The organism is Cognatiyoonia sp. IB215446, assembly GCF_033963825.1.
In the GTDB taxonomy this organism is placed as follows: Bacteria; Pseudomonadota; Alphaproteobacteria; order Rhodobacterales; family Rhodobacteraceae; genus Yoonia.
Window position 1 is genome coordinate 751,932 of sequence record NZ_JAXBMD010000001.1, and the last position, 14,004, is coordinate 765,935.

A 14,004-nucleotide genomic window follows, 5' to 3' on the forward strand; every position below is an offset into this window, starting at 1 on the left:
GCGCGACGCGTACCACCGTGGCCTTTTACAAGGCCACCGCTATTTCCATCAGCATGACAAGCATCCTTTGGTTCAAACGCGATTTGCGGGTCGTGGATCACCCGGCTTTGGCTTTTGCCGCCGCCAAAGGTCCGGTTCTACCGCTTTATGTATTTGAGCCGGAATACTGGGCCGAACCTGATGTGTCGGGGCGGCAGTTTGCGTTTCTCTCAGAAAGCGTTGTTGATCTGGGTGAGCAGCTCTCGGGGATTGGGCTCACGCTTTGTGTGCGTGTCGGTTCCGTTTGCGCGGTATTGGAAGACTTGCGTAAGACCCATGGTGTCACACGCCTTGTCAGCCATGAAGAGACCGGCAACGCCTGGACCTACGCCCGTGACCGCGCTGTGGCCGATTGGGCAAGCGGGCAGGGGGTTACCTGGACGGAACTTGCGCAATCTGGCGTTATCCGCCGGCTAAACGGGCGTGATGGCTGGGCCAAGGCGCGAAACGCTTTTCTACGACAGGATCAGGCAATCATGCCAGAGAACGCTGAAGGTGTCATTGCACCGTCAGACGAGGTGTCCGCATTGATCCAACCTGATCATTGTCCAGAGCGTCAATTCGGTGGTCGGCATATGGCATTGTCGGCACTTGGCGGTTTTTTGACGGAGCGTGGGCGAACGTATCGCCGCGATATGTCGTCTCCTGTGACCGGCGAAACTGCGTGTTCGCGACTCTCCCCTTATCTTACTTTGGGCTGCCTGTCGGGGCGCGAAGTGGCACAGGCCGGTGCCGCGCGGCAGCGTGAGGTCAGCGGCGATTGGGCGAAGTCTTTGAAATCCTTTCAGTCCCGGCTCGCATGGCGCGACCATTTCATGCAGAAGCTGGAAGATGAGCCGCAGCTGGAAAAGCGGTGTCTGCATTCAGCCTATGAGAGGTTACGCGGCGATGATCGGGCCCGCCGTGAGGCGTGGGAAAAGGGCGAGACGGGTCTGCCTTTTGTCGATGCCTGTATGCGGTATCTGGCGGCGACGGGTTGGCTCAATTTCCGCATGCGGTCGATGGTGATGGCGGTGGCCTCATACCACCTTTGGCTGGACTGGCGACAGACAGGGCTGCATCTGGCGCGACAGTTCACGGATTACGAACCGGGAATACACTGGCCGCAAACGCAAATGCAATCGGGCACGACGGGCATGAATACCGTACGTATCTACAACCCTATCAAACAGGGATGGGATCAGGATCCCAAAGGCGTGTTCACCCGAAAATGGGTGCCGGAACTTGCTGATGTGCCTGACAAATATCTGCAAGAACCGTGGCGATGGGAAAAGGTGGCGTCGCTGGCTTACCCTAGGCCAATCGTGGATGTCGCCGAAGCGGCGAGACATGCAAGCAGCAAGATCTATGGCGTGCGCAAAGGGCAAGCCTTTCGCGATGAGGCAGCTAAAGTAATCGACAAACATGCCAGCCGCAAAGACCCGCAAGGACATTTCGTCAATGATCGATCCCCCCGTCAGAAACGGCCCGATCCGCGTCAGCGCGCCTTTGATTTCTAGGTCGGTGTGGCGGGTTTCTGCATCTCGCCACCGACAACCTTTACCTCCCGCTGCGGGAACGGAATGCTGATGCCGTTTTCCTGAAACGCATCCCATAGGGCGAGATACACGTTGCCGCGGATATTCGTCAGGCCCCCGGTCGGGTCTCTGATCCAGAAACGCAGGATGTAATCGACCGAACTGTCGCCGAAATTAACGATATGGCAGACCGTGTTGCGGTTCTTCAGCACCCGGTCGACGCTTTGCGCCGCCTCGATCGCGATCCGCCGGACATCATGCGGGTTGTCATGATAGGCGGTGCCGAAATGGATATCGAGCCGGACAAATTCGTTGGAATGGGACCAGTTGACCACCTGACCGGTGATCAGGTCCTCGTTGGGGATAAGGTACTCGCGCCCGTCGCGCGTAACGACCGAGACATAGCGCGCGCCCAGCGAGTTGATCCAACCGAACGTATCCCCAAGGCTGATCACATCGCCGGGTTTGATTGATTTGTCGAGCAGGATGATCACCCCCGAGACGAGGTTGGAGACAACCTTTTGCAGACCAAAGCCGATGCCTACGCCAATCGCACCTGACAACACGGCCAACCCGGTCAGATCGATTCCAAGCGCCCGGACACCGAGAAAGAACGCGGCGCCATAAAAGGCAACTTGCACGCCTTTAACGATCAGCACCTGCATCGACGGGCTGATATCTTCGTTCGCTTTGATCCGGCTTGATGTGGTTTTGGTCAGAAAACGCGCCAACGTGATGAGCACGCCAAGAATGACGAGCGCCTGAATGAGCAACAGAAGCGAAAAGCGGATCTCGCCCACTGTGAATCCCGCGCTTTCCAGCAATTGTTCTGCTGGTTCGAGCAAGTTCAGAATGAGAAGCGTGACGTAAGCCCAGGCGCCGTAGCGGACAAATTTGCGCAAAGTGGGGCTTTTGATCAGGCGGGTCAGGAAGACAATCGTGAGCCACGCAAAGGCCAGCGTGCCGATAATGCTCAAGAGATAGCTGCGGCTTGGCCATGTAACCTCGCGCATGATAAGGATCGTGGCCCAGATCAGCCCGACAAAGAATATCGCCCGCAATCGCTGATGGATGATGGCAAGGATCCGCAGGCGCCATTTCGGCCAATCATGGCGTGCGCCCATCCATGCGCGAATGCGCGGCCCAAGAACCGCACGCAGGATATGGGCCAGCAACAAGAGCGCCAGTGCGATGCCGATCTGATAGAGGTTCCAGGTGCGAAGCAGGCTTTCGATTGTCGTTTGAACCTGCCCAAGAACATCGCTGCCAATACTGATGACCTCGTCGAAATCGCGCCGCGTCTCCGCGACCGCATCGTCGGGGCCTCTCATGACAACATGGCGCGACATGCAGGTCCTTCTCAAGTTGCATCACGTACTTGAGCTTTGCATGGGCACGCTGCGGCAAGCAAGCACGGTGCCTCAATCTGGCCAAATGGCAACGGTAGTAACCATAACCAAAGGATAATCTTGTTGGGTTTTTGAAGGCGCGTTAACAAGTCCTTAACCACTATTTGGCGGAGCGTGTCGTATGGACATTACACTTCTTCTTGCGTTGCTGGGGCTTAGCGTGTTGGTCATTCCGGCATTGGGGGGAGATGACGATGGCGACGATGATGAGCTCAACGAGATTAACGGGACATCCGCAAGCGAAACCCTGAATGGGACTGACGGCGACGATCTCATCCTTGGCTTTGCCGGGGATGACACGATCAATGGGCTTGGCGGCAACGATACAATAAGAGGTGGGGCCGGTAACGACGCTATTGACGGCGGTGATGGTCGGGATTTTATCTTTGGCTTTGATGGCAACGACACCATCAACGGCGGCGACGGCGCGGACAAAATCCAAGGCGGCGAAGGCAATGACCGGATCGATGGCGGCCGCAATGCCGACGATATTGATGGCGGGCCGGGCAATGATACCTTGCTGGGCGGCGCACCAGCAGTACGTGGTCCTGATGGCGAGCCGATCATCGATACGTTGCGCCGGGACGATGTGGATGGCGACGATGGGGACGACACCATATTCATCTGGGGCGGTCGTGGTGAGGCCGAAGGTGGCGAAGGCGACGACACGCTGGTTCTTGTGACCGGGCAAGGCACGCTCAGCGATGAATTCGGCGGTGATACGGACTTTGTAATCCTCGCCAATGCGCAGGATGAAACCATTCCGACCCGTGGTACGATCACCGAATTCAACCCCGCTCAGGATACACTGACCCTCACTGTTGATGGTGATCTAGGCGGCGGTGATGCCCCGGAGGTCGAGTTTGTCTTGCGCGAGGAAACGCGGTTAGAAGGCAGTACGCCGGTCTCCGGCATCTTTGTGCTTGCCCAGATTGTCGATGGTGAACCAGATGTTGCGGGCAGCGAAGGCGCGGGTGTTTTCCTACGCGGCGCAACACTTGCAGGCCTCGAAGACGCTGAAATCAATGTCGTCTTCACCGATAACGCCGATTACTTCGATCCAATATCGACGCTGGAAGATGTTCAAGACCAGCTCGCTGCCACCTGACGGTTCCTAACGTCAGAATGTGTAACTTGCCCGCAAGCTAATCCCCTGTGCCAGAGCGTCGTCCGAGGATGTGTCGAAGATTGTGATCTGGCTTTTGTATTGCACCCCGATGGTCACGGTGTCGCTGTAGCGGTAGTCGAGCCCGAGTTCGAAAAGCGCCTGCAGATCCAGATTGTCATCCTCTTCTGTCACACTGTAGCTGCCGCCATAGCCCACATATGGCATGACATCATCAAAGTCCCAGCCCAGCCGAAAACTTATGCCGGTAAAATCCAGCTCGGCCTCTGCACCGTTGCTCGTGTCTCCCAGCAACGTGTCGTATCCGATTTCAATGCCGGGAACGACCCTGCCCAACTGGTATTGAAATCCCGCGAAGGCACCGGCGGTCGGCGCGCTGTCGATCCCACCGACTTCTGCCCCAACGTAAAGACCTGTCCATTCGGCGGCTGCGACACTCGGGCAGCTGATCATTGCTGTAAGGGCGGTTGTTTTCATCAAGTGCGTCAAAGTCGTTTCTCCGTTGTTGTGACGCTTGCGTAAGTCCTTATTCTAGCAATGAAAATTCACGTTTTGTACCAAATTGAAATCGATGAGCGCCACACAACCCCCACGGTATTTTTGGGCGCATACCGTCGCTTTGACGTAGCTGTGAAAGGGGCCATGTTTTGTTGGCGTTGCGGCGCTCTTGCAGCAAAACCGGCGGCGGTGTAATTAACGCAACATGAAAATGGTTTTTGACATGGATGATCGCGCGCGCCTGCCTTGGCGTTTTTTTGGCGCGTCTTGCACGATCCGGGCACGGGGCTGAAGAACTGTCATTTGACGTAAACGACAAACTGACATTCTGACAAAACGGGAGAGGACGATGTCCCCCAAAACGCTCTATGATAAAATCTGGGACGCGCATGTCGCCCATGAAGCCGAAGACGGCACCTGCCTGCTTTATATCGACCGCCACCTTGTGCACGAGGTGACAAGCCCGCAGGCCTTTGAGGGGCTGCGCATGGCAGGCCGCAAGGTGCGTGCGCCGGAAAAAACCATCGCCGTGCCGGACCACAACGTGCCGACGACTGTGGGTCGGGAAGACCCAAAAAACATGACGGAGGATAGCGCCATTCAGGTGGCCGCACTTGACAAGAACGCTAAGGACTTTGGCATCCACTATTATCCGGTCACGGATGTCCGTCAGGGCATCGTGCATATCGTCGGCCCAGAACAGGGCTGGACCCTGCCGGGCATGACGGTGGTTTGCGGCGACAGCCACACTGCGACCCATGGTGCCTTTGGCGCGCTTGCGCATGGGATTGGCACGTCAGAGGTGGAGCATGTGCTGGCCACCCAGACGCTGATCCAGAAGAAATCCAAGAACATGAAGGTCGAAATCACGGGCAAGCTGCGCCCCGGTGTGACGGCCAAGGACATCACCCTGTCGATCATTGGCGCCACCGGCACCGCTGGCGGCACCGGCTATGTGATCGAGTATTGCGGCGGGGCGATCCGCGATCTCAGCATGGAAGGGCGGATGACCGTCTGCAACATGGCCATCGAAGGTGGCGCCCGGGCTGGTCTGATTGCGCCGGATGAAAAGACGTATGAATACTGCAAAGGTCGTCCGCATGCGCCCAAAGGTGCGCAATGGGAAGCGGCAGAGGCCTATTGGCGCACGCTTTACACCGATGAGGGCGCGCATTTCGACAAGGTCGTGACGTTGAAAGGCGAAGATATTGCTCCCGTTGTGACTTGGGGTACGTCGCCCGAAGACGTGCTGCCGATCACGGCGACCGTTCCCGCTGCTGAGGATTTCGAAGGCGGCAAGGTCGGCGCGGCGCAACGCTCCCTCGATTACATGGACCTCAAGCCCGGCACGCCTTTGTCAGAGATCGAGATCGACACCGTCTTTATCGGGTCCTGCACTAATGGTAGGATCGAAGATTTGCGCGCAGCTGCGGCGATCCTGAAAGGCCAGAAGATTGGCGTGAAGCGGGCGATGGTCGTCCCCGGTTCGGGCCTCGTGCGTGCGCAGGCCGAGGAAGAGGGGCTGGCTGATATCTTCAAAGAGGCTGGGTTCGAGTGGCGCCTTGCGGGTTGTTCGATGTGCCTTGCCATGAACCCCGACCAGCTCGCTCCAGGTGAGCGTTGCGCTGCGACTTCGAACCGAAATTTCGAAGGGCGGCAAGGCCGTGGAGGGCGGACACATCTGATGTCGCCAGCCATGGCGGCGGCCGCTGCGATTACCGGAAAACTGACGGATGTACGGGAGATGATGTAATGCGTTTGGTTGTTGCCCTGTTTTGCCTTTTACCAATGGCTGTCTTTGCCCAAAGCACTTGGGACACCTGGGAAGCTGATGGAAAGACAATTGCAGGGATTTGCAACGACGACGTTAATGAAACATGCGTTGTGGTCTATTGCGAGATTGCCAATGGTGGCGCGCAGATCGCCTTTGTCAGCGTAGGGGCCTGGGCCGTCCAGGCCGGTGCTGAAGAGGCGATGGTCCTGCGTATTGGTGCAGGTGACCCCCAGATCATCAAGGGTGAGATTGCATCGGCGCCGGGTTTTGGCCTGGAATTCTATGCCGTTGCGGCCCCACTTTCACCGTCGCAGATCAGCGGATTGCGGGCCAGTTCCAAGTTCGACCTTGCTGTACAAAACGGTGCGGCAACAAGCCTACCGCTCTCCGGTTCGTCTGCAGCGATCAGCCGCGCGCTTGCCCCTTCCTGCGGTTAGGACCGCAAGACGCCCAACGCAAAATGAATATCTGGGCGGCCCTTCCGCATTGTGGCCCGACTCACAGATCAAAAAGGACTAACCTTATGAAGAAGTTCACCAAGCTCAGCGGCGTGGCCGCACCTTTGCCTTTGGTCAATATCGACACCGATATGATCATCCCCAAGCAGTTTCTGAAGACGATTAAACGTTCCGGTCTGGGCGTGAACCTGTTTGACGAAATGCGTTACGACGATGACGGGAAAGAGATCCCGGATTTCGTGCTGAACAAGCAACCATATCGCGAGGCTGAAATTCTTGTTGCCGGGGATAACTTTGGCTGTGGGTCATCGCGTGAACACGCGCCTTGGGCAATTGCTGATTTTGGGATCACTTGCGTCATTGCGCCCAGCTTTGCCGACATCTTTTACAACAACTGTTTCAAGAACGGCATCCTGCCCATCACCTTGCCGCAAGAGCAGGTGGATGTACTGATGAAAGATGCGGAAAAGGGCTCCAACGCGCGGATCGAGGTTGATCTGGAGTCGCAGACCATCACCTCGTCCGATGGCGAGGTTTTCGGGTTTGAGGTAGATGCGTTCAGAAAGCATTGCCTCTTGAACGGGCTCGACGATATCGGGCTGACGCTCGAAAAAGCGACTGCAATCGATCAGTTTGAGGCGCAGGCCCAAGCTGCGCGCCCCTGGGTCTGAACCTGACGCACGGGCAGGGATAAGTTGGGCCGAATTTGCATTGCACCGGGCCAACTTCCACCCTAAGCCGTGTATGTTTTTCAGGTTGCGCGCATTGGTTGAACGTGCACCCGCTTTAGTGCTGACAAATCTGTGCTTACACGTCATCCGGGCATCAAACCATTGGACAACGAGTTCCATATAGCTAGTGTTAAATTGTAACGATTTTTGATGAGGTTGGAGCCGCACGACGGGTGCTGACTCAAGACTGCGATGTGATTTACGACAAGACAGGGCTGCGCCTGAAGTCGCGTTGCCCTTGAAAGGGTTGATTAGCAGTGTTTGCTCGACTACCAGGTGCAATCGCACGAGCGATCATGGTCGTAATGCTTATCGTGATGCCCTCTGCACTGCTGGCAACGGGCATTGACGACAATACCCAAATTATCGCTTTAGTGGCGATCTTTGCCGCGCTGTTCACCATCGTCGAATATAGCGCTAGTAGCCCTAGCCTGGTGGAGTTCCGCGATGCGCCGCCCTTTAACCGCGTGCGGTTTTCCGCCCTTTTCGCCACGGTTCTCTGCCTGTCGGTGATCTTCCGCGGCTACGAAACGCCGTCCGCTGTGACCGATGCGTTCCAGGCCAGCGGAACCCAGATCGGTGCAACGATTGATTTCCCGTATTCTCCAGTCAGACTGATGGTGCTGATGATGCCCCCCGACGCGGATCCGGAAGTCGTGCAGAAACTCCGTGATGCCGCGGGGCTGAGCTATTTGATCTCGTTGATTTCCATCGTGTCGTTTATCATCATGTTACGTCTACAGCACTGGCCGCGTCGCGGCGGTGCGTTCAATGTATGGGTCAACCTGCCAACATTTGATCCAACCGCTGGCGGCGATGTGGTCCAGCGCTTGCAACGTGATGGCCGCATTAACACTGTGTTAGGCTTTTTGCTGCCATTTTTGATCCCGGCGGTGCTCAAGCTGATCTCGCTTCTGGGAACGCCGATCCGTTTTGACAATACCCACACGCTGATCTGGACGGTGACGGCATGGGCCTTTTTGCCTGCAAGTATCTTGATGCGCGGCGTCGCACTCAGTCGTGTGGCACAAATGATCCACATGCAGCGCAAGCGCGCATACGAACGCGCCGCAGAGGACGATATGCAGGCGGCCTGATCCTTGCGCTGCTGACGCCCGAAATAACGGGGGCAGAAACCTATCGCATCGCGACCTATGCGGCACCTCTTAGCCGTGATGGGCCGGGCCTATTGTTGCGCGACCTGCTTAAAGGGGAAGACGCGCAGATTGCGGCGATTGCATCCGTGATTGCGCGTGTTGATCCTGACATCGTTGTGCTGACCGATTTCGACTATGATCTTGAAGGTCAAGCGCTGAACGTGTTCGCTCAGGGATTTGATGACCGCTATCCACACCGCTTCGCTCAACTTCCAAACACTGGCATGGCTACCGGGCAGGATCTTGATCAGAATGGCCGCACAGGCGAAGCGCGCGATGCTCAGGGATATGGCCGCTTTGCTGGGGATGGCGGCATAGCCATCCTGTCGGCATGGCCCATAGATGTTGCCGCATTTGTCGATCACTCGACGCTTTTATGGCGCGACCTCGGGGGTGCTACTCTGCCGCAAAGAGCCGACGGCAAGCCATTTTTGCCAGAGGCAGTGCTGGCCATTCAACGACTCTCCCATAGTGGCCATTGGATTTTACCGATTGATCTGCCGGATGGAGATCAAGTGAATATCCTTGCCTTCGCTGCAACGCCGCCAGTTTTTGACGGTCCTGAGGACCGCAATGGCCTGCGCAACCGCGATGAACTCAGGCTATGGGAGGTCGTGCTTGACGGCGGACTAGGTCCACCAATAGAGCGCTTTGTCGTTGCCGGAAACGCCAATCTTGACCCCCTAGGCGGTGACGGTCTGTCTGACGCAATGGCCACCTTTCTTGCGCGACCCGACCTGCAGGACCCGCTGCCCGGCCTACCAACTGCAAACTGGGCCGATGACGGACCGGGCGACTTGCGGGTCAGCTACGTGTTGCCCTCGACTGATTGGCGCGTCGTTGACGCGGGCGTGTTCTGGCCCGCACCGGATACAGTCGACGCGGCCTTACTTGGCGAGGACGGCTTGGCGGCGGGCGTGCACCACCTCGTCTGGGTCGATATCACGCGGCAGTCCCGCTAGCATCACCGTTTCCAGATCGGTCGGCTCAAACTGCGGCAGCACCTTGTTGAACTTGTCGGAACCTATGGTGTGCGACATGGCAAAGAGATAGCGCATCTCGCGCAATTCACGTGCCAGTTCCCAGAACGGGCTGAGCATTGTCATGAGCCACCACGGAAAGCGTGTGACCCGCACGGATCTGTGCAGATGGCGCTCAACACAATGCCGCAGATCGGCGGTGGTAAACGCATGCCCGGGAAATGGAATATCCTCAAACTGCGAAAGCTCAGCTCGCTTTTCCGCAAGGGCCAGTGCGGCGCGTCCCCAATCCGGCATGTAGGCATAGGCTTGCATAGTTGCGGGATCGGCCGCAGCCGTAAGGCGGCCCTTTTTGATATCGCGCATCATCAGCGAGCTCATGATATCGCCATTGCCATGCGGATCGATGAAGTTGCCCGCGCGCAGAATGATCGTCTGCACACCTGACGCGCGATAGCTTTCTTCCATCGCTATCCTGATCTTGCCCTTGCGTGTGTGAGCGCTGTGCGGAGTGTCCTCATTGAGTACGCCCGGTTGCTCGCCATAAACGTAGATGTTGCCGGGGATGATGACTGTCGCACCGCTGGCCTTGGCTGCCGCGATCACCTGATCGGTGATGGCGGGGATGTTGCGGGCCCAGTCGTGATAGTTGGGTGGGTTCAGGCCGTTGACGATCACGTCCACCCCTTCGGCTGCCGCTACCATGTCGCCCTTTGCCCGGTCATAGTGGCGGACCTCCCATCCTGCATTCCAGAATGCGTCTGCGGCATGGCTGCCGACTTTGCCTGAGCCACCTAAAATCAAAACAAGCTGTTGCATCTTTTTGCTCCTGATGATCGCTTGCGGCCAATATCCTCCATTCAGAATTCAAAATGAATTGCGAGAATTTGCAGATCATGTATTCACAAATGAATGGATAAATCGCTGCAAATGCTTGACTGGTCGCTGGTGCAGGCCTTTCTGGCCGTTGCTGAAACCGGCAGTTTGTCAGGAGCGGCGCGCCAATTGCGTACAAGTCAGCCAACGCTTGGCCGCCAGATCAAAGCGATGGAGACGCAGCTTGGAGCTGAGCTGTTCCATCGACAGGCGCGTGGTCTGGCGCTGACCTCCACCGGCGCTGACCTTGTCGCACCGGCAGAGGCGATGCGCGATGCGGTGCAACAGATCAGCCTGCGTGCAGCGGGCCAGCAGGCGCAATTGGAAGGCACGGTACGGATCACCGCAAGTGTGGCAACGGCGGCGATACACCTACCGCCGATCATCGCCCGGATGCGCAGGCTTGAGCCCCAGATCGCCATCGAACTCGTTCCCAGCGACGACACAACCAACTTGCTGTATCGCGAAGCAGATATCGCCGTGCGCATGTACCGACCCACGCAGCTTGAACTGGTCACACAGCATCTTGGTGAGGTGCAATTGGGCATCTTTGCCGCAAAGTCGTATCTGGCCGAGCGGGGTATGCCGCAAGACCTGAAGGCGTTCGTGCAGCATGATTTTGTGGGCTACGATACCAATCCGGCCATCATTGAAGGTTTCAAGCAATTTGGCACGCAAGTTGACCGCGACTTTTTCAAGACCCGATGCGATGATAACATGGCCTATCTCGCGCTCCTGCGGGCGGGTTGTGGCATCGGCTTTGCACAGCTCAGTATTGGACATGCGGACCCTGAACTAGTCGAAATTGATATGGGTTTAACCTTGCCGAGCCTGCCGATCTGGCTCACTGCGCACGAGGCGATGCGTCAAACGCCAAGGATCAGGCGTGTCTGGGACCTGCTGGCTGAGGGCTTGAGGCCGCTTGCACAAGAGAGTTAGCTTTTGAAGGTCAGCGATCTTTGAAGTCTGCCCTGGCCCTTTTTTCCTTTCGCCGCAGGCTTGTAGCAAACGTCTTGCCGTGCGCCTCTTTCCGTTCTGCTATGTAAAAAGCGTTCGAAGATCGGGCACTTCGTGGTGAATGCATGATCTGATTGCCGCGAATGTTCGGTCTTGGATCAAGCCTATCCTGGCGTCGATGGGCTTGTTGTTTAAGAGCATTCAAGTAGTCTGGGCACCGGGCTATGTCGGGACAATTGAGATCCCAAATGCACGATGGCTCGTCATAGCGGTTTGATACTATCGCTGGGAAACTGCGATGTGCGGAGGGTCGCGTCAACCCGGATGTCGCTATCCCGAACAACAACCGCCTGTCCCGCGCCTAATTCCGCCTAGATAATCGTGTAGCCAAGCATTTTGTGGCTGTTATGACCATGCTTTGTGGGTCATGTATCCGACCAGACGACCCCTTCACTCGATCACAAGCCTGACCGACTTATGCTCGGCGGCAAATACTGTTTCGAGTATAATACGGCGCTGATGTCGTTTGAAACCTGCGGCCTAGACTATGCGCAAAGCGTTCACCCCAATCACACCATAGGTCAGTTCCAAATCAACGAAATTGCGCATCTGTACTTCAAATCGATTGGTGGTCTCATCTGTGTCGATGCATAAACAGTGATGCTAGGGCGACAGCGCCATGCCTTTAAAGGGTAGGTTTGGGAGCAAGGCTCTAGGACGGTGGCGAGAGTGCCTCAATAGAGGGTGAGTGCCACCTCATCGAAGGTTAGAAACCCATGGTCGGCTTTGTGCCTTTCGTCAGGGCTTCCTCAACAAAAAAACGCCGCTCGGGTTGGAGCGGCGCTATATTTTGTGACGTTGTCGAAACGCGCGCGGGTCTTAGAAGCCCAGACCTGCGTATTTGTTCTTGAACTTCGACACACGGCCACCAGCATCCATCAGACGGGTGCCACCGCCAGTCCAGGCGGGGTGTACGGAGGGGTCGATATCCAGCGACATCGTATCGCCTTCCTTGCCCCAGGTGGATTTCATCTGCACCACAGTGCCATCGGTCATTTTGACGTCGATGATGTGATAATCTGGGTGAATATCTTTTTTCATATCCGGCGTCCTTATGCTTCGGCTTCGGCGCTTTTGGGCGCTTTGTAGTTGGTGACCTCTGCAATCCGCGCGGACTTGCCGCGGCGCGAACGCAGGTAGTAGAGCTTCGCACGGCGCACGCGACCACGCCGTACGACGGTGATGCTGTCAATATTGGTGGAATGCAGCGGGAACACACGCTCCACACCCTCACCAAAGGAAATCTTGCGTACGGTGAACGATCCGGCAATGCCCGATCCGTTCTTGCGGGCGATGCACACGCCCTCATAGTTCTGCACACGTGTCCGTGTACCTTCGGTCACTTTGTAACCGACGCGGATGGTGTCACCCGCTTTGAAATCGGGGATGTCTTTCCCCAGCGCGGCGATCTGCTCCGCTTCGAGTTGTGCGATCAAATCCATTGATCCGCTCCTATGTCTGGCACGGGTATATCCCGCAACGTGTCTTGCGCCGTCAGAGCTGCGTGTCGTTTCCGGGTCCAGTGTCACTGCCCGCCGCAGATGCCGTCATCATTTCTGTTATCTGACCGTCCGGTCCGTCCGGGGGTATGTGCCACAACGCAGTGGTGACCCGATATCCGGTGCTGCCATAGATCAATACCCGGAATCGGTTACCCGCCCCAGGAATGCCGCTCAATAGGCCCTTGGGCGTTGTCAATCAAGCCCAAAGATGGCCCGGCTTGCACCTGGGCCACCTTGGGACAATCTTCAGGACTGTGTCGCGCCTGCGCTAAACATCAGGCGAAACGACACCGGTGCAGTGCGGGTAATTGAATCGAGGCTCGCGAGCTCTTGCAGCATGTCGATCCCTTCATTGATCTCAAGCTCATCAGTGCTGATGAACATCATACTTTGCGTTGTCACTATCACATTTTCCGCATCGAGCCGCATCACGAAGACGTCCATATAGACCGGCGCTTCGACCCCCAGAAAGACCACATCGCCATCAATCTCGGTCACGGTGCTTTCGCCAACGGCCAGCCCGTCGAAATCAGCCATATCGACCTGCGCTTTCAGCGTGGCACTGGGGGCGTTCTTGAACACATGCTCGATCATCCGCTCATTGCGAATATCGATATTCGTCTCAAGACTGTTGAGGTCGATCTCAACACTGGCCATCCCGTCAGGGCTGACCGAACCCGTCAGACCGGAAAACGTATGCGCCTCGCCCGTATCATCATTCTTGATTGATCCAAAGCTGACGACCGACTGTTCACCGTTCAGAACCCATCCGCCCGCATGTCCGTCTGCAAAAGCCGCAGTGCCGAGACCAATCACGATTGCGGCAGCCGGTAGTTTGAAATTGCGCATGTCTTACTCCTCCCATAGGAAACAAAATACCCCGCCATCATCAGCGGTTGGTATGTGAACACGCGGGGAGG

General features: G+C 56.8%; 14 protein-coding genes. 8 read left to right on the forward strand and 6 right to left on the reverse strand.

Translation table 11 applies throughout. The features are described 5' to 3' along the window. Window positions 1-53: 53 nt before the first annotated feature. The gene (locus SLH49_RS03775) at window positions 54-1,538 is read left to right on the forward strand and encodes an FAD-binding domain-containing protein (RefSeq protein ID WP_320267829.1); all 1,485 of its coding nucleotides are present in this window, start codon (window positions 54-56) and stop codon (window positions 1,536-1,538) included. Here the strand turns inward: SLH49_RS03775 and SLH49_RS03780 are convergent. Then, entirely contained in the window at window positions 1,535-2,887 is a 1,353-nt protein-coding gene (locus tag SLH49_RS03780; protein WP_413785273.1) for a mechanosensitive ion channel family protein, read from the reverse strand. The two genes, SLH49_RS03775 and SLH49_RS03780, sit on opposite strands and share 4 nt — an antisense overlap. A gap of 199 nt (window positions 2,888-3,086) precedes the next feature. On the opposite strand from SLH49_RS03780, the gene SLH49_RS03785 reads away from it, so the two are divergent. Beyond that, window positions 3,087-4,073, forward strand: a complete 987-nt coding sequence (locus tag SLH49_RS03785; protein WP_320267831.1) for a calcium-binding protein — start codon at window positions 3,087-3,089, stop codon at window positions 4,071-4,073. Window positions 4,074-4,085: 12 nt separating this feature from the next. On the opposite strand, the gene SLH49_RS03790 is transcribed toward SLH49_RS03785, so the two are convergent. After that, entirely contained in the window at window positions 4,086-4,568 is a 483-nt protein-coding gene (locus SLH49_RS03790) for an outer membrane protein (protein ID WP_320267832.1), read from the reverse strand. Window positions 4,569-4,938: 370 nt separating this feature from the next. Here SLH49_RS03790 and leuC point away from each other — a divergent pair, with 370 nt between their 5' ends. The 5 genes from leuC to SLH49_RS03815 all read left to right on the forward strand — a co-directional run bounded on the left by leuC (window position 4,939) and on the right by SLH49_RS03815 (window position 9,671). Next, the gene (gene leuC, locus SLH49_RS03795) at window positions 4,939-6,342 is read left to right on the forward strand and encodes a 3-isopropylmalate dehydratase large subunit (protein ID WP_320267833.1); all 1,404 of its coding nucleotides are present in this window, start codon (window positions 4,939-4,941) and stop codon (window positions 6,340-6,342) included. Beyond that, window positions 6,342-6,800, forward strand: a complete 459-nt coding sequence (locus tag SLH49_RS03800; RefSeq protein WP_320267834.1) for a hypothetical protein — start codon at window positions 6,342-6,344, stop codon at window positions 6,798-6,800. Before leuC ends, SLH49_RS03800 begins: the two co-directional genes overlap by 1 nt. 86 nt (window positions 6,801-6,886) lie before the next feature. Then, window positions 6,887-7,492, forward strand: a complete 606-nt coding sequence (gene leuD, locus SLH49_RS03805) for a 3-isopropylmalate dehydratase small subunit (RefSeq protein ID WP_320267835.1) — start codon at window positions 6,887-6,889, stop codon at window positions 7,490-7,492. A gap of 356 nt (window positions 7,493-7,848) precedes the next feature. Next, window positions 7,849-8,649: a hypothetical protein gene (locus SLH49_RS03810; protein ID WP_320267836.1), complete on the forward strand. Its 801-nt coding sequence runs from the start codon at window positions 7,849-7,851 to the stop codon at window positions 8,647-8,649. A gap of 95 nt (window positions 8,650-8,744) precedes the next feature. Further along, window positions 8,745-9,671 carry an endonuclease/exonuclease/phosphatase family protein gene (locus tag SLH49_RS03815; protein WP_320268511.1) on the forward strand — a complete coding sequence of 309 codons (927 nt, stop codon included), beginning with the start codon at window positions 8,745-8,747 and terminating at the stop codon, window positions 9,669-9,671. Here the strand turns inward: SLH49_RS03815 and SLH49_RS03820 are convergent. Continuing rightward, window positions 9,597-10,508 (reverse strand): NAD-dependent epimerase/dehydratase family protein, encoded by a 912-nt coding sequence (locus tag SLH49_RS03820; protein ID WP_320267837.1) that lies wholly within the window; start codon window positions 10,506-10,508, stop codon window positions 9,597-9,599. The two genes, SLH49_RS03815 and SLH49_RS03820, sit on opposite strands and share 75 nt — an antisense overlap. A gap of 93 nt (window positions 10,509-10,601) precedes the next feature. Between SLH49_RS03820 and SLH49_RS03825 the strand changes: the two genes are divergently transcribed. Beyond that, window positions 10,602-11,504 carry a LysR family transcriptional regulator gene (locus SLH49_RS03825; protein WP_320267838.1) on the forward strand — a complete coding sequence of 301 codons (903 nt, stop codon included), beginning with the start codon at window positions 10,602-10,604 and terminating at the stop codon, window positions 11,502-11,504. Window positions 11,505-12,401: 897 nt separating this feature from the next. Here the strand turns inward: SLH49_RS03825 and rpmE are convergent. The 3 genes from rpmE to SLH49_RS03840 all read right to left on the reverse strand — a co-directional run bounded on the left by rpmE (window position 12,402) and on the right by SLH49_RS03840 (window position 13,933). After that, window positions 12,402-12,623: a 50S ribosomal protein L31 gene (gene rpmE / locus SLH49_RS03830; protein WP_320238226.1), complete on the reverse strand. Its 222-nt coding sequence runs from the start codon at window positions 12,621-12,623 to the stop codon at window positions 12,402-12,404. A gap of 11 nt (window positions 12,624-12,634) precedes the next feature. Then, window positions 12,635-13,024, reverse strand: a complete 390-nt coding sequence (rplS, locus tag SLH49_RS03835) for a 50S ribosomal protein L19 (RefSeq protein WP_320238225.1) — start codon at window positions 13,022-13,024, stop codon at window positions 12,635-12,637. A gap of 306 nt (window positions 13,025-13,330) precedes the next feature. Beyond that, on the reverse strand, window positions 13,331-13,933 hold the full coding sequence (locus SLH49_RS03840; protein ID WP_320267839.1) for a YceI family protein: 603 nt from the start codon (window positions 13,931-13,933) through the stop codon (window positions 13,331-13,333). Window positions 13,934-14,004: the final 71 nt, after the last annotated feature.

Excerpts from the sequence above, each read along its gene's own strand:
- rplS (WP_320238225.1), bottom strand. The coding sequence starts at position 13,024 with ATGGATTTGATCGCACAACTCGAAGCGGAGCAGATCGCCGCGCTGGGG.
- SLH49_RS03840 (WP_320267839.1), bottom strand. The coding sequence starts at position 13,933 with ATGCGCAATTTCAAACTACCGGCTGCCGCAATCGTGATTGGTCTCGGC.
- SLH49_RS03810 (WP_320267836.1), top strand. The coding sequence starts at position 7,849 with ATGGTCGTAATGCTTATCGTGATGCCCTCTGCACTGCTGGCAACGGGC.
- SLH49_RS03780 (WP_413785273.1), bottom strand. The coding sequence starts at position 2,887 with ATGAGAGGCCCCGACGATGCGGTCGCGGAGACGCGGCGCGATTTCGAC.
- SLH49_RS03820 (WP_320267837.1), bottom strand. The coding sequence starts at position 10,508 with ATGCAACAGCTTGTTTTGATTTTAGGTGGCTCAGGCAAAGTCGGCAGC.
- leuD (WP_320267835.1), top strand. The coding sequence starts at position 6,887 with ATGAAGAAGTTCACCAAGCTCAGCGGCGTGGCCGCACCTTTGCCTTTG.
- SLH49_RS03800 (WP_320267834.1), top strand. The coding sequence starts at position 6,342 with ATGCGTTTGGTTGTTGCCCTGTTTTGCCTTTTACCAATGGCTGTCTTT.
- SLH49_RS03825 (WP_320267838.1), top strand. The coding sequence starts at position 10,602 with ATGGATAAATCGCTGCAAATGCTTGACTGGTCGCTGGTGCAGGCCTTT.
- SLH49_RS03790 (WP_320267832.1), bottom strand. The coding sequence starts at position 4,568 with ATGAAAACAACCGCCCTTACAGCAATGATCAGCTGCCCGAGTGTCGCA.
- leuC (WP_320267833.1), top strand. The coding sequence starts at position 4,939 with ATGTCCCCCAAAACGCTCTATGATAAAATCTGGGACGCGCATGTCGCC.
- SLH49_RS03775 (WP_320267829.1), top strand. The coding sequence starts at position 54 with ATGACAAGCATCCTTTGGTTCAAACGCGATTTGCGGGTCGTGGATCAC.
- rpmE (WP_320238226.1), bottom strand. The coding sequence starts at position 12,623 with ATGAAAAAAGATATTCACCCAGATTATCACATCATCGACGTCAAAATG.
- SLH49_RS03785 (WP_320267831.1), top strand. The coding sequence starts at position 3,087 with ATGGACATTACACTTCTTCTTGCGTTGCTGGGGCTTAGCGTGTTGGTC.